We start from the raw sequence: 17,374 nt of genomic DNA on the forward strand, positions 1-17,374 counted from the left end.
GGTGGCACCGGGAGAGGGAAAGCGACGGCGATGCAGGGCGAGGAAGCGGAAGCCGCCGGCCGCGATCACCCGCTCTGGGCCCGCGCCCTGATCGCGGCGATCGTGCTGGCGGGCGGGGCTGCGATCGGCGCCGCGGCGGGCGGAGGCTGGGGCGGGGCCTTGGTCGGCGCGCTCGTCGCGGCGCCGGTCGCGGCGCTGGGATTCATGGTGCCGGGGTTTCTCCTCGGCATCCTGCTCGTGCTGCAGGTCTTCAGCTGTGCCTCCTGATCAGGCGGCTTCGGGCGGCACGGGGCGCGGACGCCCATCGGCATCCAGCGCCACGAAGGTGAAGGTGGCCTCAGTGACGCGCGCCGCGTCCTCGGCCGTGCGGTCGCGCCGCCAGGCCTCGACATGGACGCGGATCGAGGAGCGGCCGACGCCGAGCAGTCGGCCATAGAGGCTCACCTCGTCGCCGACGCGCACCGGCAGGTGGAAGGCCATGGCCTCGACCGCGACGGTGGCGACGCGCCCGCGCGCGCGGCGCAGCGCGACCGAGGCGCCGGCCTGGTCCATATGCGCCATCAGCCAGCCGCCGAAGATGTCACCGGCCGGGTTGGCGTCCGCCGGCATGGCGATGACGCGGACCTGCGGGGCCTCGCGGGGCGGGGCGGCGCTCATTCCTCGCCGTCCTTCTTCGGCGCGAGGTCGCGCTGCACCTCGGGCCGGCGCATCACCTCGTCGATGTGCATCGCGTAGCCAAGCGCGGTGTCGGGCTGGAAATGCAGGTCGGGCGCGTATTTCAGGCGCACGGCCTGCGCCACCTCCCGCCGCAGGTAGGGCGAGGCGCGCTTCAGCGCGGCCATCTGCACCGCCGTGAGATCCTTGCCCAGCGCCGAGACGAAGGCCGTCATGTGCTTGAGGTCGGGCGAGGCGCGCACCTCGGTCACCGTCACATGCACGCCATGCAGGTCCGGGTCGCGGAACTCCGCGCGCGTGAACACGGCCGAGAGCGCGTGGCGGATCTCCTCCGCGACGCGGAGCTGCCGCTGCGAAGGGCCTTCGGCATGGCCGCGGTGATGGTGCTTGCTCATCGGGAACCTACCCGTTCAACTCGGGCGCACCCTGCGGCGCGGTGAAGCCGCGCCGGGCGCGCGAAGCGCGACCGCGCCCAGACCGCCGCTTGCCGCCGATGCGACGGCCCAGGGCGCGCGAGCCAGGGCCGCGGATGCGGCCGCCCGGCGCCTGAGGGCGAACGAAACCCGTCGTGGCGGCTCAAGCCGCCGCGACGGTCTCCACCTCGTAGCACTCGATCTGGTCGCCCACGCGGATGTCGTCGTAGTTCGCGAAGGACATGCCGCATTCGAGGCCGTTGCCCACCTCGCGCACGTCGTCCTTGAAGCGCTTGAGCGTGGACAGCTCGCCCTGGTGGATCACGACGCCGTCGCGCAGCAGGCGCACCCCGGCGCCGCGCTTGACCACGCCTTCCGTGATGCGGCAGCCCGCGACCTTGCCGACCTTCTTGACCTCGAAGACCTGCAGGATCTGCGCGTAGCCCAGGAACTTCTCCCGCTGCACGGGCGCGAGCTTGCCCTTGTAGAGCTTCTCGATGTCGTCCGCGACCTCGTAGATGATCGAGTAGTAGCGGATGTCCACGCCCTCGCGCTGCGCGAGGTCGCGCGCCTGCGCGGTGGCGCGCACGTTGAACGCCACGATCACCGCGTCCGACGCCTTGGCGAGCTGGATGTCGGATTCCGTGATCTGCCCCACCGCAGAGTGCAGCACGCGGACCTTCACCTCCTCGTTGCCGAGCTTGCCGAGGGTGACGCCGATCGCCTCGGCGCTGCCCTGCACGTCGGCCTTCACGACGACGGCGACCTCCTTCTGCTCGCCCGCCTGGATGCGCGCGAGCATGTCGGTCAGGCTGCCGCGCGCGCCAGCCGCGGCGGAGGCCTTCTCGCGCGCCCGGCGCTGGCGGAACTCGCTGACCTCGCGCGCGCGGGCCTCGTTCTCGACGGCGATGAAGTTGTCGCCCGCCGCCGGCACGCCGGAAAGGCCCAGGATCTCCACCGGCAGGGAGGGCGGCGCCTCCTTGAGCTGGCGGCCCTTGTCGTCGAGCATGGCGCGCACACGGCCCCACTCGGCTCCGGCCACCACGATGTCGCCCTGGCGCAGCGTGCCCTTCTGGACCAGCACCGTCGCCACCGGGCCGCGCCCGCGGTCGAGCTTGGATTCGATCACCGTGCCTTCGGCGGCGCGGTTCGGGTTGGCCTTGAGGTCCAGCACCTCGGCCTGCAGCGAGATGGCCTCGAGCAACTTGTCGAGGTTGATGCGCTGGGTGGCCGAGACCTCGACCTCCTGCGTCTCGCCGCCGAGGGATTCGACCACGACCTCGTGCTGCAGCAGCTCCTGCTTCACGCGCTCGGGCCGGACGCCGGGCTTGTCGATCTTGTTCACCGCCACGATCAGCGGCACGCCCGCCGCCTTGGCGTGGCGGATGGCCTCGATCGTCTGGGGCATCACGCCGTCATCGGCGGCGACCACCAGCACCACCATGTCGGTGACCGAGGCGCCGCGCGCGCGCATCGCGGTAAAGGCCTCGTGGCCCGGCGTGTCGATGAAGGTGACCTTCGATCCGTCCGGCACCGTGATCTGGTAGGCGCCGATGTGCTGGGTGATGCCGCCGGCCTCGTGCGCGGCGACATCGGTCTTGCGCAGCGCGTCGAGCAGGCTGGTCTTGCCGTGGTCCACATGGCCCATGATGGTGACCACGGGCGGGCGGGGCTGCAGGTCGGTCTCCGCGTCCTCCGCGCCCTCGAGGCCGATCTCCACGTCGCTGTCGGCCACGCGCTTCACGCGGTGGCCGAACTCCTGCACCACCAGCTCGGCGGTGTCGGCGTCGATGGACTGGGTCAGCGTCGCCATCACGCCCATGCGGAACAGCGCCTTCACCACCTCGCCGCCGCGCGCGGCCATGCGGTTGGCCAGTTCCTGCACGGTGATGGTCTCGGGCACCACCACGTCGCGCACCACGCGCTCGGCGCCCGAGCGCAGGCGCGCGAGCTCCTGCTGCCGGCGCTCGCGGTCGCGCGCGCGGCGCAGCGAGGCGATGGAGCGCGTGCGCTCGTCCTCGCCCTCGATCGCGGCCAGCACGTCGATGCGGCCCTCGCGCCGGCGGTCGCCGGTAGGCGCGGCCTTCTTGACCGGCACCGGCATGGGCCGGCGGCCGGGCGCGCCGGCCGGGCCGCCCGGGCGCCGCAGCGCGGGGCGGCGCGTCTCCTCGTCGTCATCCGACGGGGCGCGGGCCTTGAGCGTGAGGCGCGCGGCCGGCGCCTCGGCATCGGCCTTGCGGGCGGCGGGCGCGGCCGGGGCGGCGGGCCGGGCACCCGGCGCGCCGGCCTGCTTGGCGGCGGCGGCGGTCGCGGCCGCGGCGGCCTCGGCGGCGCTGCGGGCCTGCTCGGCGGCCTTGGCGCGGGCGGCGGCCTCCTCGGCGGCGCGCTTCTCCTCCTCGGCGCGGGCGGCGGCCTCCTCGGCGGCGCGGCGCTCCTCCTCGGCGCGGCGCGCGGCCTCCTCGGCGGCGGAGCGGACCATCAGCGCCTGGCGCTCGCGCTCCTCGCGCTGGCGCTGCGCCTCGAGCCGGCGATTCTCCTCGAGCACCTTCTGGCGCAGCGCGATCTCGGCCTGGGTCAGCGGGCGGCCGCCGGGCGCGGGCCCGCGCGCCGCGGGGGCGGAGGGCGCGGCGGGCTTCGCCGAGGCCGGGCCGGCCGGCCGCGCCGCAGGGGCAGCGACGCCGGGCTTGGCCGCGGGCGTGACGACGCGCTTCTTCACCACCTCGACCTGGACCGTCTTGCTGCGGCCATGGCTGAAGGACTGCCGCACGCTGCCGGCATCCACCGTCTTGCCGAGTTCAAGCCGTCCGCCGGGCCGAAGGCTCAGCCTGCTCTTGCCCGCGTCCTGCTCGTTCTGGTCGCTCATCCGCCGATCCGAACCCGATCCCAAAAGACACCATCCAGGGACACGCGGCGCGTGCCCCTCACGCAGTTCCCGGCGGTGTGCCGGCAAAGCCCGCCAGCCGTTCCGCCTCGTCCCGGATGGCGTTCGCCAGCCGGCCGGGCGCCACGACGACATGCACGGCATGGTCCCGCCCGAAGACCATGCCCAGTTCCGCGGCCGCCAGGGGCTGCACCGCGGGAAGCCCGCGCCCGCCGAAGCGCGCGCGTTCCGCCGGGCTGCCGTCCGACGCCTGGACCAGCAGCCCCGCGCGGCCGGCCTGGAGCCATTCCCGGCCCGCCTGCCAGCCCGAAACCGCCTGGCCTGCCCGCCGGGCCAGGCCCAGCAGGTCGCGGATGCGGGCGCGCAGACCGTCCTCGATCCGCGCACGAAGGTCGGAGGGAAACGTGACCGGCCCGCGCGCGGCCCGCATGAAGGCCCCGCGGTTCAACGCGCCTTCTAGCACATCGCCCCGCGCGCTCAACCACATTCCCCGGCCGGGCAGTTTGCCGGCCAGGTCCGGCACCAGTTCGCGCGACGGCCCGAGGACGAAACGGATCATCCGCTCCTTGGGCAGCACGGCGCGGGTCATGATGCAGCGGCGGAGCGGGCCGGTCTCCGGCTCGTCCTCCCGCTCCGGCCCCGCGGCGGGATCGTCAGGCGTTCGGCTCACCCGGCTCAGCGCCTTCCTCCTCCTCGCCGAGCCAGCCGGCGCGGCGGCGCGCCTCCATGACGATGGCGTTGGCGGTCTCCTCGTCCACCACCTCCTCGCCCAGGATCTCGATCAGCTCGTCGCCGGCGAGGTCGGCCAGATCCTCGAGCGTCTTCACGCCCTTCTCGCCCAGCGTGACCATCATCGCCGGGCTGAAGCCGCCGATCTCGGCCAGCACGTCGTCCACGCCCATCTCGCGGCGCTTCGCGTCGAGCTCGCCGTCGCGCTTCTCGATGAAGGCGGCCGCGCGGCGCTTGAGCTCGGCCGCGACGCTCTCGTCGAAGCCCTCGATGTTCGCGAGCTCCTCGTCCTCGACCTGCACGATGTCCTCGATGGTCGAGAAGCCCTCCTGCACCAGCAGGCCGGCGATCACGTCGTCCACGTCCAGCGCCTCGACGAAGAGGCCCGTGCGCTTGCGGAACTCCTCCTGACGGCGCTCGCTCTCCTCGGCCTCGGTCAGGATGTCGATGTCGTAGCGCGTGAGCTGGGAGGCGAGGCGGACGTTCTGCCCGCGCCGGCCGATGGCGAGGCTGAGCTGGTCATCGGGGACCACCACCTCGCAGCGCCTGTTCTCCTCGTCGAGCACGACCTTGGAGACTTCCGCCGGCGCCAGCGCGTTGACGATGAAGGTCGCGAAATCGGGCGACCAGGGGATGATGTCGATCTTCTCGCCCTGGAGCTCGGCCACCACCGCCTGCACGCGCGAGCCGCGCATGCCGACGCAGGCGCCGACCGGGTCGATGGAGGAATCGCGGCTGATCACGGCCATCTTGGCGCGCGAGCCGGGGTCGCGGGCGACCGCCTTGATCTCGATGATGCCGTCGTAGATCTCCGGCACCTCCTGCGCGAACAGCTTCGCGAGGAAGCCCGGATGCGTGCGGGAGAGGAAGATCTGCGGCCCGCGCGGCTCCTCGCGCACGTCGTAGATGTAGGCGCGCACGCGGTCGCCGTTGCGGAAGGCCTCGCGCGGGATGGTCTCGTCGCGGCGCAGCAGCGCCTCCGCACGGCCGAGGTCCACCATCAGGTTGCCGTATTCGGTGCGCTTGACGATGCCGTTGATGATCTCGCCCACGCGGTCCTTGTATTCCTGGTACTGCTTGGAGCGCTCGACCTCGCGCACGCGCTGCACGATCACCTGCTTGGCGGTCTGCGCGGCGATGCGGCCGAAGTCGATGGGCGGCAGCGGGTCCACGATGAACTCGCCCACCTGGATGCCGGGCTTGATCTTCTGCGCGATGCGCAGCGGGATCTGCGTCGCCTCGTTCTCCACCGGCTCCTCGGCCACCACCTCGGTCCAGCGGGAGAGCTTCACCTCGCCGGTCTTGCGGTCGATGGTGGCGCGGATGTCCTTCTCGTGGCCGTACTTGGCGCGGCCGGCCTTCTGGATGGCCTGCTCCATCGCCTCGAGCACCTCGTCGCGCTCGATCATCTTCTCGCGCGCGACGGCGTCGGCGACCTGGAGCAGTTCGGGCCTCGCGATGGCGACATCGATGGCCATGGGTGTGTCCCTCTCAGTTCTTCGTTGGCGGCGCCGCGGTGGCGGCGATGAGTTCGTCGGTCAGCACCAGCTTGGCGCGGCGGATGTTGTCGCGGCGGAGGGCGATCTCGCTGCCGTCGTCGAGGCGCAGGCGCGCGTGCTCGGCATCCGCGCCCAGCGCCACGCCGCGGAAGCGCTTCCGCCCGTCCTGCGGGATGGCGAGCTCGACCGTCGCGACATGCCCGGCGAAGCGGTTCCAGTCCTTCGCGCGCGTCAGAGGGCGGTCGATCCCGGCCGAGGAAACCTCGAGGTTCCATTCGCCCCGGATCGGGTCCGCCACGTCGAGCACGGCGCCGATGGCGTGGCTGATCGCCTCGCAATCCTCGACGGTGAAGGCGGCGCCGTCCGCGCGGTCGGCCATGACCTGCACCGTCGGCCGCTCCTTGCCCGAGACCTGCACGCGCACGAGCTCGTAGCCCATATGCGTCAGCGTCGGCAGGATGGACTCGGCGATGCGGGCCTCGAGGCCCTCATGGCGCGGCAGGTCGTCGGTGTCGTTCAAGCAACAAAAAAGGCGGCCCCTTTCAAGGCCACCCCCCGTCGGTCCGGATGAGTTGTCGAACCGCTTCATGACACTTCGCCCGGCCGGATGCAAGCGGGGGTTGCGGGCCGGGCGGGCCGGCCGAGATCATGGCCGCGACACCGGTCGAGGAGGGTCTCGGGCATGCGGATGGGGGCGACATCGCGGCGCGGCCTGCTCGCCGGCCTCGGCGCCCTGGCGGGGGCGCCGGCCCGGCCCGCCGCGGCGCGCAGCCGCTATGTCTTCGATGCGCGCGCGGGGCAGCTCGAATTCACCGCCCGCCATCTCGGCGTGCTCACCTCCACCGGGCGCTTCGAGGATTTCGAGGCGGAGCTGCTGATCGACCCCGAGCGCCCGCTGACCAGCCAGGTGGCGGTCACGGTGCGGACCGCCGCCGTCGCGCTCGCCTATCCCGGCGCGGTGGACCTCCTGCGCTCGCCCGCCTTCTTCGATGTCGAGCGCTTCCCCGAGGCGCGCTTCTCCGGCCGCGCCACCGGCGAGGGCCGCCTGGAACGCTTCGCCCTGGCCGGCGAGCTGACCATCCGCGGCATCACGCGCCCGCACCGGATGGAGGCGCGGCTCGTCGAGCGCCGGCAGGACCCCGCGCTCGGGCGCGAGGTCGCCGCCTTCAGCGCCGGCGGCACCCTGCGCCGCTCGGAATTCGGCATGACGGCGGAGCAGGCGGCGATCTCGGACGAGATCCGCCTGACGGTCCGTGTCCGCATCCTCGTCTGAGGGCTGGAGCGCGGCGCAGCGGCGGCTGCACTGGGCCGCGGCGCTGCTGGTCGCGGCGGCCTTCGCCATCGGCCTCGTGATGGTCGCGCTGCCGCTGACGCGGCTGCTCGAGAAGATCATCGCCTACCAGGCGCACAAGACGCTCGGGCTGCTGGTGCCGCCGCTGGTGCTGTGGCGGCTCTGGCTGCGCGCGCGGCGCGGGCGGCCGGCGCCCGATCCCGCCATCCCGGCCTGGCAGCACCGCGCGGCGGCGGCCACGCACGGCGCGCTCTACGCGCTGCTGTTGGCGGTCCCGCTGCTCGGATACCTCGCCGCCAGCACCGCGCCGGGCCAGATCGAGACCACGCTGTTCCTGCTGGTGCCGGTCCCGCACGCGCTGCCGCCGGACGAGGCGCTTCACGCCCTGATCCGCCCCGTCCACCAGGGGGCGGCCTGGGCGCTCGTCCTCCTCGCGGCGGGCCATGCGGCGGCGGCGCTGCACCACCACCGGCGCGGCCGCGGCACGCTGGCGCGGATGCTCGGGCGGTAGGGCGCGGCGTGTCCTCTGCCGCCGGCGGCCCGCCACCTGGGCCCGGCGGCCCGCGACGGCACGCTGGGCGGGCCGGCGGAAGCGCGGGCCGCGCCTGCCTCCCGGCGCCTTCCCGCGCGACCCGATCAGCGCGTGAACCAGCCCGCGCCGCGCGCCAGCGCCTCCGCCCGCCCGTCGCGCGTCAGCTCCCACAGCGGGTTGTCCACCGCCAGGCGCTGCCCGCCGTCGCGCTGCGTCGGGCGGATCACCGCGCCCACCGAGGACCGGCTCTGCACCCCGAACAGGTCGAGCGGGATGCGGATATAGATCCCCTTGTCGAAGGATCCCTCCCCGAAGCGCGCGGCCGAGACATCGGTGATGGTGGCGAAGGCGCCGACCTCGATGCCGCTGTCGAAGCGGCGCCCGATCTCGAGCGTCCCGCCCCAGTCGCCGGCGAGATACCGCCCCCCGCGCAGCGTCGCCGTCAGGTTCCACCAGGGAAGGTCGGCATAGACCGAGAGATGCCCGGTGGTGACGCGATAGTCCCGCAGGCCGAAGCGCTGGTCGGTCTCGCGCTGCGCGACGTGGTTGATGTCGAGCCCGATGGCGAAGGGCCTCTCGCGCGGCCGCCACAGCAGCTCGGCCGAGACGCCGGCGAACATCGGCTCGAGATAACCCGCGGTGACGCGCGCGAAGACATCCTCGGCCGGCGACCACAGCCGCTCGGCATAGAGCGCGGGAATGGCGAGGTTCCGCCCGTCCCGCGCATACCGCGCATAGTCCGAGCGCACGCGCGGCAGCACGCTGTCGGACGGCGCGGCATCGTCGAGGTTCTGCGCCACCACCTGCGACACCGCGCCGGCCAGCGCGAAGCCCGCGCCGAGGCCGAGCCGCGCATGGCCCGCCACCGAGGCCTGCCACAGCACGGTGCGCGACGGGTCGCCCAGCACGAGGCGCAGCCGCGGCTCGACGCCCCAGTCGAGGAACGGGCCCCGCGCCCGCGCCGCATCCGCGAAGCCCTCGCCCGGCGCCATCAGCAGGGCGGTGGCGAAGACCTCCTCCGCGCTGCCATGGCCGCGCGCGGCCGCCTCCATCGCCGCGCGCAGCACCATCACGCGCCCGACCTCGAGCCCCTCGCGCGACCAGGCGATGACCACGCGCTCGACCTCCGGCGGCAGGTGCGGCTGCGCCGCGCGCACCACGCGCCCCGCCACCTGCGCGAAGGTGCGGAAGCGGCCGCCGGAGACGGCGATGCGCGCCTCCGCCCCCTCGATCGCCACCGCCGTGCCGCGCAGCCCGGCCTCGCGCAGCGCGGCGAAAATGGCCGGCGCGGCCGCGCGCGCCCGCGCCGAGCCCCCATCGGGCCGCGGCGCCATGGCGGGCGGGGCGGGCGGCGGCGCGCGCGGCGGGTCCTGCGGATCGAGCCGGAAGGAGGCGCGCAGCAGCACATCCGTCCCGTGCACCCAATGCACGCCGAGATCGAGCCAGTCATTCGACCATTGCAGCCCGGCATTCACCCGCGCCCGCGCATATCCGCCAAGGTTCACCGTGCGCGCCGGATAGCCGCCGCGCTCGTCGCGCAGCCGGTCGCCGCTGAACTCGACCTTCACGCGCAGGCCGTCGAGCACGCCCCAGGGCATCTCCGCCGGCGGCACCGTCCACTCCACGCCGCCGAACAGCGCGACATCCTCGCCACGGAAATACGACCCCCAGCGCAGCCGCCCGCCCTGGCCGACATCGCGCCGCCGCTCCCCGAAGCCCGACCACAGATCGGTCAGCGGATTGTCGCCATCGGCGTAGGTGCCGAGCCGCCCCCAGCCGATCCCGAGGCTGAGGTCGAGATCCCAGAAGCGCTTCGAGGCGACGAGATACTCGCCGCCATAGATCCCCGTCCCCGCGATGTCCTGGATGCCGACCGCGAGCGCCGGCCGCCAGTCATTCTCCTGCCACAGCCGGAGCTTCACGTCGAAGGACCGGTCCGAGACCATCCCCGCACCCGTCGTGCCGTTCAGCCTCTCGCTCACACGGAAGGTCGTCTCGAGCCACGGCAGCGCCTGCCAGCCGAGGAACCAGAACCGCCGCTGATGCCGCAACGCCGCCCCCGCCTCGAGCACGCCATCGGCACGGAACCGCGCATTGCGCATCTCGATCAGGCCGACACCACCCCAGTTCGAACCCGTCCCCTCCACCGGCAGACCCTGGCCACGCGCAGGAGCCGCCGGGAACAGGAGGACGGCGAGGAGGGCGAGGGCGCATCGGGAGGGCGCTGCCCTCCCGAACCCTCCCGCCGGGGGCATGCGTGCCCCCGGACGCGCGGGAACAGAATGGCCGGTTCGCGGGAGGGGCCCGTCGGCGCAGCCGTCGCGAAGGGCGCTCGATGCCCCTCCCGCGAACCGGCCATCGAGTGGCCCCGGGTCTGGGGGGCGGTGGCCCCCCAGCGGGGGGTCCGGGGGGCTGGCCCCCCGATCCGCGCTCCCCATCCGCGCCGCCCTCCCCGTTACCGGTTCGCCTCGCGCGCGATCACGGCCAGCGCGGCGGCGGAGACGGAGACCTGGCCGAGCACCTGGGTCAGGTCGCGCACGAAGCCCCAGGTTTCGTATGGGCTGGGATCCTGCGGGACGACGACCAGGCTGCCGGGCGGGACGGGTGGGCCGCCCTGCTGCCATGCAGAGAGGCCGGCGGCGGTGGATTGCCCGTTGGGCAGCACGATGAAGGCGCGCGAGGGGTCGGCGAAGCGCTGCGGCCCGCCCGAGGCGCGCACGTAGTCCGAGGCCCGCCAGCCCGAGCGGAACTGCAGCGAGCCCGGGTTGAGCACCGAGCCCACCACCGTCACCTCGTTCGGCCGCTTGGGCATGGCGATGACGTCGCCGGGTTCGAGCAGCACGTCGAGTTCCGGCCGCGCGGCGAGGATGACGGGGTTGGCCTCCACCACCATCCGCCCGGCGGCGCGGGCCTCGCGCAGGGAGTTGGCGAGTTCCCGCCCGGCGGTGATGGCCGAGCCCAGATCCACCGAGGCGCCGCGCGTGCCCGCCACCGCCTGGCCCGCCGCGACCTGGATCAGGCTGGTCTCGAGTTCGCGGGCGGTGCGCTGGAACCCTTCCTGCTGGCGCTGGCGCACGGATTCGCGGGTGAAGACCGCGCCGTAGGGATAGGCCTGGGGCGTGAGGCCGCCGGCGCGGGCGATCACCTCCGACAGGCGCTCCCCGCGCCGGATGTCGTAGGTGCCGGGGCGGAGGAACTCGCCGACCAGGATGACCGGCCCGTTCTCGCGGTCCCCGAAGCCGCGCGGGATGCGGATGGTGTCGCGCGGCGAGAGGCGGATCGCGGCGAAGTTGCGGCTGCTGAGGTCGAGCCGCGTGCGCTGCAGGGGGATGCTGCCCGAGGCGTCGGCCGGTTCGCGCGCGAACTCCACCACGCGCAGGTCGGCCGCGTCCGACAGCCCGCCCGCGGCCGCGATGGCGAGATCGAGCCCGGTGTCGTCCGTGATCGGCAGGAGGCCGGGGGAGCGCACCTCCCCGGTCAGCACCACCGCCTGGTCGAGCAGGAAGGCCGGCAGGTCGGGGTAGTCGAGGAAGACCTGCGGGCAGGCGGCCGCGCCGATCTCCGGGAAGCCCGCCCCCTTGGCATGGGCGAAGCGCTGCGGCGAGGCGCGGGAGGCGAGCGCGAGGGCGGTCAGCGCCGGGCAGTCGGGCGCGGGCGCGGCGCCCTGCGCGGGCGGGGCGGGGGCCTCCCCGCGCAGCGCCGTGAGCGCGGCGGGCGAGGCGAGGAAGGCGATGTCGGAGCGGGCGAAGACGATCACCTCGTCGCCTTCCTGCAGCGCCATGTTCGCCCGGCCTTCCAGCACGCGGCCGAGGTCGAAGGGGATGAAGCGCCGGCTGCCGGTGCGCGCATCCGCCCGCCACACGACGCCGAGCCGCACATAGGGGTCGTTGCGCAGCAGCCGCGGGTCGGAGATCAGCCCGCGCAGCGTCTGGCCCTGCCGCCCGCCGCCGGCCGCGCGCAGCACCGGCACGGCGACATGCCCGGCGAGCCGCACCTGGTTCGCCACCACGTCGGCACCGGGCTGGACCAGCAGCGCATCGCCGCGCCTGAGCGTCGAGCCCGGGGCGAGTTCGGCGAAGGCGCGCCGCCCGGCGCCGTCGTTCTGCTGCACCAGCAGCCGGTTGCCGCCGGGGCGGATGGTGCCGCCGGCCAGCGCCAGCATCTCGGCGACCGGCGCGCCGGAAGCGCGGGCGGGCAGTTCGTAGATGCCCGGCCGCGCCACGTCCCCGGCGATGGCGACCGTCCCGCCCACCGGCGGGACGACGATGCGCTCGCCCTCGCGCAGGCTGAGATCGGCCTCGCCCGGCGCATCGGCGATGACGGCGTAGAGGTCCACCACCCGCCGCCCGCGCGGCCCCTCGATGCGGATGGCGCGCAGCGAGCCGGTCTTGCGCACCCCGCCCGCGGCCGAGAGCGCGTCGAGCACGGTCGAGAGCGCGTTCAGGGGCTGGAATCCCGGCCGCATCACCTCGCCCGCGACGAAGACGCTGAGCTGGCGCACCTGGCCGATGGAGACGAAGACCTCCGACCCGCCAAGGTCGCGCGTCGCGAGCCCCTCCAGATGCGCGCGCAGGTCCTTCAGGCTGCGCCCGGCGGCAGGGATGGGCGCGAGGTCGGGCAGCAGCAGGTTGCCGTCGCGGCCCACGCGCAGGGTCAGCGTCTGCCGGGCGCGGCCGCGGAAGGCGACGATCAGCTCGTCGTCGGGCCCGAGCACGTAGTCCTCGGGCAGGGCCCCGAAACCCTGCTGGGCGGGCGGGGCGTGGCGGAAGGTCTCGTAGCCGAACTGCCGCAGCGGCGGGCCTTCGATCCGGGCGGCGAAGAAGGCCTCGGCCGAGGAGAGCGGCTCCTCCGGCGGCCCGGCGGGCAGCGGCGGCGGCAGGGCCTGGGCGGCGGGGGCGGGCACCGGGGCGGTGCGCGGCAGCCCGGGCGGCGGGCCGCGCGTCGCCCCGGCATCGAGCAGGCGCTGCAGCGCCTCGGCCTGGCCGCCCGGCGGCAGCACCGGCAGCGGCCCGCCCTGCGGCAGCAGCGAGGGCAGGGTCGGCGGCGCGAGCAGCGGCGAGGCGGGCGGCCCGGTCTGCGCCAGCCCGCCCGCCGGGAGCGCGGCCAGCGCCAGCGCCGCCAGGATCGGGCGTGTCAGGCGGCGCAGGGCTGCGGCGATCGGGGCGAAGGGCAAGGGCGGCGAAACGTCTGGCGGCAATTTGGAAAAGAGATATACAACTTATTGGTGAGTCCGTCACGTCTCCGGAGCGCGCCCTGTCGCAAAGCGCCCTGATCGCGTCCTCCGCGCCGCGCCCGGCGCCGCCCGCGGGCAGCCCCGGCCGCGCGCGCCTGCTGGCCGATGCCGCCTGGCGGCTCGGCCCTCGGGCCTCGGCGCTCTTCGCCTGGCACCGGCTCCGCCTGCGGGCGGGCCTGGTGGCCTGGGCGCTGCGCCCGCGGGCACTGCCGGACGGCCCGCTTCTGCCCGCATCCGCAGCACCCGCGGCCTTGCCCGGCGATGCCGCGGCGCTCGCCGCCGCCGCGGCGGCGATCCCGCGCGACTGGCATGGCGGCTTCGACCCGGCGACGCCGGCGGCGAGGCTCGACCTCTTCGGCCCCGGGGACATCAGGCCGGTCTGGGAGAGGAACCGCCTGCTCGCCCTGCCGCTGCTCGCCATGGCCGCGCGCCTCGCGCCGGCGGACGGGCATCTGGCGGCGGCGCGCGCCCTGCTCGCGGAATGGCGCGCCGCCAACCCCCCCTTCCGCGGCCCCGCCTGGGCCTGCGGGCAGGAGGCGGCGCTGCGCGCGATGCATCTCTGCCTCGCGCTCGCGCTGCTCGATGCCACGCCGGGGCCGGCGATGCGCGCGCTGCTCGCCGCCCATGCCCGGCGCATCGCGGCGACGCAGGCCTATGCCGCCGCGCAGGACAACAACCACGCCATCAGCGAGGCGGCGGGGCTCTTCGTCATCGGCCTCGTGCTCGGGGATGGCGCGCTGGCGCGGCGCGGCGCGCGGCGCCTCGCGCGCGCGGTGGCGCGGCTCGTGCTGCCCTGCGGGGCCTTCGCCCAGGCCTCGCCGGGCTATCACCGGCTGCTGCTTGACACGCTTGCCATCGCCGAATGGTTCCGCCGCCGCCATGGCGCGCCGCCGTTCCCCGCACCCTTCGCCGCGCGGGCCGAGGCGGCGACGCGCTGGCTGCACCGCGTCGCCGAGCCCGCGACCGGCGCCCTGCCGCGCTGCGGCGCGGTGGATGATTCGGCCTTCGCCGACCTCTCGCTGCGCGGCCCGCAGGACGCGCGCGGCAGCGTCGAGCGCGCGGCACGGCTGTTCTGTGGCATGGGCGCCGACGTGCCGGAGGATCCCGGCTGCGCCTGGCTCGGCCTGCCGCCGCCCGCGGCCCGCCTTGCGCGCGGCGGGCCCTGGCGCAGCGCGGGATGGATGGGCGAGGAAGCCGGCCGGCTGCGCGTGCTGCTGCGCAGCGGCGCGGGCCTGCCCTTCCGCCCCGCGCAGTGCGACCTGCTGCATCTGGATCTCTGGGCCGATGGTGCGCCGCTGCTCATGGATGGCGGCACCGGCGCCTACAACCCCGCCCCCGGGGATGCGTGGTGGATGGAGGCGCTCTGGGGCACCGCCGCGCACAACACCATCCAGTTCGACGGGCAGGAGCAGATGCCCCGCCTCGGCCGCTTCCTGCTCGCGGCCTGGCCACGCTGCGAGGCGCTGCCCGCCGGCGCGCGGCTGACCGATTCGCGCGGCCGGGTGCAGGAGCGGCGCCTGCGCCTGATCGGCCGCAGCCTCGTGGTGGAGGACACGGTGCGCGGGCCCTTCGCCGGCCTCGCGCTCCGCTGGCGGCTCGGCCCCGGGCCATGGCGCGCCGGCCCGCGTGGCGCCGAGGGCCCGCGCGGGCGCATCCGCATCGAGGCCGATGCGCCGCTGCGCCTGCGCCTCGCCCAGGGCTGGCACAGCCCGGCCTATGGCGTGGTCGAGCCCGCGGAGGTGATCGAGGCGCGCGCGGCGGCGCCGGTCTCGCGCCTCGTCACCGTGGTGGAGGCGGCGTGATGCCGCTGCCGCTGCTGCTCGCCGGGCTGTGGCGGTGGCGCGGCCGCCTGCTCGCGGCGATGGCGGCGCTGTGGGCGGCGGGGGCGGCGGCGGTGCTGCTCGCGCCGCGCGCGCATGTGGCGCAGGCGGTGGTGGCCCCGGCCGAGACGACCTCCTTCGCCGTCTCCTCCCTGCTCGCGCCCACGCCCTTCGCGCCGGGCGGGCTGCTCGACACGCGCCCGACCGGCAATTTCGCCGTCTATCTCGGCGCGCTGCGCAGCCCGGAGGCGGCGCGGATGCTGGCCGGGCAGACCCGCATCGCCGAGGCGCTGACCGCCGAGCGCCGCGCCGGCCCCGGCGCCGCGCTGCGCGCGCTGCTCGGCGCGGATCGCGAGGCCGATGCCGACGACGTGCTGGCCTGGCTGACGCGCAACCTCGCGGTCACGCCCTCGCTCGCCTCGGTGACCTGGACGATCGAGATCGCCCATGCCGACCCGGCGCTGGCGCTCGCCGTGCTGCAGCGCCTGCACGGCTTCGCCGAGGCGAAGGTGCGCGCCGACCTCGCCGACCAGGCGGCGCGCCGCGTCGCCGCGCTCGAACGCCGCATCGCGCGCGAGAGCGACGTGTTCCTGCGCAACAGCCTCTACGAATTGCTGGCGCAGCAGCAGCGCGCCGGGCTGGTGGTGGCGGCGGACGAGGCGGTGGCGGCGCGGCTGGTCTCGGCGCCGATGGTCGAGGCGCGCCCCTCCCTGCCGAACCGCCCGCTGCTGCTGGCGCTGCTGGCGGTGGCGGTGCCGCTCGCGGTGCTGCTCGCCGCCGCGGCCTGGCTGCTGGCGCGCCACGACCCGGTGCGGATGGTCGCGGCCGCCGCCGAGGCGCCCGCGCCGTCCCGCCCGCGCCGCGAGCCCGCCCTCGCCGCCGCCGGGCCGCCCGAGCGCCCGCCGCCGCCGGTCGCGCCGCCGCCGGGCCGCGCGCCGTGACGGCGGAGGCCCTCCCGCGCGCGCTCGCCGTCGGCTGCGGCGCGCTCGCGGCGGTGCTGCATTTCGCGGGCGCGCTGAAATCGGCGCCGCCGCTCGCCGCGCTGCCCTTCGACCTCACCGCGGCGGCGGCGCTGCTGCTGCTCGCGCTGCTGCCGATGCACCTCGCCGGGCGGGACTGGCGGCTCGCGCCGGGGCTCGCCCTGCCGCTCGCCGCGCTCGGCGCCTTGTGGCTGTGGATGGTGCTGGCGGGGGCCTGGAGCGCCTCGCGCGCCGTGCTGCCGGCGCGGCTCGCCGATGCGGTGCTGGTCGGGCCCGTGATGGTCGCGGCCGGCATGGCGGTGGCGGGGGAGGAGCGCGCGCTGCGCGCCTGCGCCGCCGCCGCGCTGGCCATCGGCGCCTTCACCGCGGCGTCGGTGGCCTGGGGGATCGCGACCGACCGGGTGGTGCTCGGCGGCGCGCCCGGCGCCAGCCCGGAGCAGGTGCGGGTGCAGTACCAGATCGCCGGCCTCGCCATCGCCTCGGCCGCGGCGCTGGCCGCGCTCCGGGCGATCGAGGCGCGGGGCGCGGCGCGGCTGGGCTGGCTCGGCCTCGTCGCGCTGCTGGGGGCGGCGGCGCTGCTGCCAGGCGGGCGGGCGGCGCTTGCGGCGCTGGCGCTCGCCGTCGCGCTGGCGCCGGCGGTCCTGCTCTGGCGCGGCGGGCGGCCGCTCGCGGGGCTGCTCTGGCCGGGGGCGGCGGCGCTGGGTGCCGCGGCGGGGCTGGCCGTGGTGCTCGCGAACCCCCCGCTGGCGAGCGGGTTGCGCACGGTGGAGCGGCTGACCGAGGGCGAGGTCGGGCAATCCTCCGGCCGCCTGCCGCTGTGGCAGGCGGCGCTGGGGCAGGGGGGCGCGGCGATGCCCTGGGGCCTCGGCACCGGCGGCTTCACCATCGCGGCGGGGCATGGGGACCGGCGCGGGCTGCACCCGCACAACCATGCGCTGGAGGCGCTGGCCGAGGGCGGGCTGCCGGGCTTCGCGCTGTGGCTGGCGGCCTTCGGCGGCGCGGCCGCGGCGGCGCTGCGCTTCGGGGCGCGGGCCGCGCCGGGGCGGGCGGCGCGCGTGGCCGCGCTGGTGCTGCCGATGGCGCTGACGGTGATGGTCTCGACCGACCTCGGCAACCGCATGGCGTGGTTCGCGCTGGGCCTGGCGCTGGGCCTGGGCGTCGCGGCGGGGCCGCGCGGCATGGCGGAGCCGCTCGGCGATCGAGGCGCGGGAAGCAGCGGCCGATGACCGGCCGGGCGCGATCGCGCGGGCTCGGCCGCTTGCCGCACCGTGGCGGCATGCGTTGCGGCCCGGCGCGGCGCGCGGCCAGCATCGCGGCAGCG

The 17,374-nt window shown here is 75.7% G+C and carries 14 protein-coding genes; 6 read left to right on the top strand and 8 right to left on the bottom strand.

The window, feature by feature from the left end; all coding sequences use genetic code 11:
* Positions 1-30 precede the first annotated feature (30 nt).
* Entirely contained in the window at positions 31-267 is a 237-nt protein-coding gene (locus tag FHS88_RS01605) for a hypothetical protein (protein WP_184480624.1), read from the top strand.
* On the opposite strand, the gene FHS88_RS01610 is transcribed toward FHS88_RS01605, so the two are convergent.
* From FHS88_RS01610 to rimP, 6 genes are all read right to left on the bottom strand, one after another.
* A complete protein-coding gene (locus tag FHS88_RS01610) occupies positions 268-657 on the bottom strand; it encodes an acyl-CoA thioesterase (protein WP_184480626.1) in 390 nt (129 codons plus the stop codon). It lies immediately after the preceding gene.
* Positions 654-1,070 carry a 30S ribosome-binding factor RbfA gene (rbfA, locus tag FHS88_RS01615; protein WP_184480628.1) on the bottom strand — a complete coding sequence of 139 codons (417 nt, stop codon included), beginning with the start codon at positions 1,068-1,070 and terminating at the stop codon, positions 654-656. The genes FHS88_RS01610 and rbfA overlap by 4 nt, the downstream gene beginning before the upstream one ends.
* A 181-nt stretch (positions 1,071-1,251) precedes the next feature.
* Positions 1,252-3,951, bottom strand: a complete 2,700-nt coding sequence (gene infB / locus FHS88_RS01620; protein WP_184480630.1) for a translation initiation factor IF-2 — start codon at positions 3,949-3,951, stop codon at positions 1,252-1,254.
* 58 nt (positions 3,952-4,009) lie between these two features.
* The gene (locus FHS88_RS01625; protein ID WP_408903957.1) at positions 4,010-4,639 is read right to left on the bottom strand and encodes an RNA-binding protein; all 630 of its coding nucleotides are present in this window, start codon (positions 4,637-4,639) and stop codon (positions 4,010-4,012) included.
* Positions 4,623-6,176: a transcription termination factor NusA gene (nusA, locus tag FHS88_RS01630; protein ID WP_184480632.1), complete on the bottom strand. Its 1,554-nt coding sequence runs from the start codon at positions 6,174-6,176 to the stop codon at positions 4,623-4,625. Before nusA ends, FHS88_RS01625 begins: the two co-directional genes overlap by 17 nt.
* Positions 6,177-6,189: 13 nt before the next feature.
* Entirely contained in the window at positions 6,190-6,717 is a 528-nt protein-coding gene (gene rimP / locus FHS88_RS01635; RefSeq protein WP_246419163.1) for a ribosome maturation factor RimP, read from the bottom strand.
* A 162-nt stretch (positions 6,718-6,879) separates the two neighbouring features.
* Here rimP and FHS88_RS01640 point away from each other — a divergent pair, with 162 nt between their 5' ends.
* Positions 6,880-7,470, top strand: a complete 591-nt coding sequence (locus tag FHS88_RS01640; protein WP_184480637.1) for a YceI family protein — start codon at positions 6,880-6,882, stop codon at positions 7,468-7,470.
* Positions 7,451-7,999, top strand: a complete 549-nt coding sequence (locus tag FHS88_RS01645) for a cytochrome b/b6 domain-containing protein (protein ID WP_184480639.1) — start codon at positions 7,451-7,453, stop codon at positions 7,997-7,999. Before FHS88_RS01640 ends, FHS88_RS01645 begins: the two co-directional genes overlap by 20 nt.
* A gap of 125 nt (positions 8,000-8,124) precedes the next feature.
* On the opposite strand, the gene FHS88_RS01650 is transcribed toward FHS88_RS01645, so the two are convergent.
* Both FHS88_RS01650 and FHS88_RS01655 read right to left on the bottom strand, forming a co-directional pair.
* Complete coding sequence (locus tag FHS88_RS01650; RefSeq protein WP_338146340.1) at positions 8,125-10,167, bottom strand: YjbH domain-containing protein; 2,043 nt, start codon at positions 10,165-10,167, stop codon at positions 8,125-8,127.
* 308 nt (positions 10,168-10,475) lie between these two features.
* Positions 10,476-13,193 carry an SLBB domain-containing protein gene (locus FHS88_RS01655; RefSeq protein ID WP_246419166.1) on the bottom strand — a complete coding sequence of 906 codons (2,718 nt, stop codon included), beginning with the start codon at positions 13,191-13,193 and terminating at the stop codon, positions 10,476-10,478.
* Positions 13,194-13,504: 311 nt separating this feature from the next.
* Between FHS88_RS01655 and FHS88_RS01660 the strand changes: the two genes are divergently transcribed.
* The 3 genes from FHS88_RS01660 to FHS88_RS01670 are packed head-to-tail and all read left to right on the top strand — an operon-like array spanning position 13,505 to position 17,279.
* Positions 13,505-15,055, top strand: coding sequence for a heparinase II/III family protein (locus tag FHS88_RS01660; protein WP_246419167.1), 1,551 nt, complete (start codon positions 13,505-13,507; stop codon positions 15,053-15,055).
* Entirely contained in the window at positions 15,055-16,014 is a 960-nt protein-coding gene (locus FHS88_RS01665) for a hypothetical protein (RefSeq protein WP_184480643.1), read from the top strand. The genes FHS88_RS01660 and FHS88_RS01665 overlap by 1 nt, the downstream gene beginning before the upstream one ends.
* Complete coding sequence (locus tag FHS88_RS01670) at positions 16,011-17,279, top strand: O-antigen ligase family protein (protein ID WP_184480645.1); 1,269 nt, start codon at positions 16,011-16,013, stop codon at positions 17,277-17,279. Before FHS88_RS01665 ends, FHS88_RS01670 begins: the two co-directional genes overlap by 4 nt.
* Positions 17,280-17,374 lie beyond the last annotated feature (95 nt).

Origin of the sequence: Neoroseomonas alkaliterrae (assembly GCF_014199195.1) — a bacterium.
GTDB classification, from domain to species: domain Bacteria; phylum Pseudomonadota; class Alphaproteobacteria; order Acetobacterales; family Acetobacteraceae; genus Neoroseomonas; species Neoroseomonas alkaliterrae.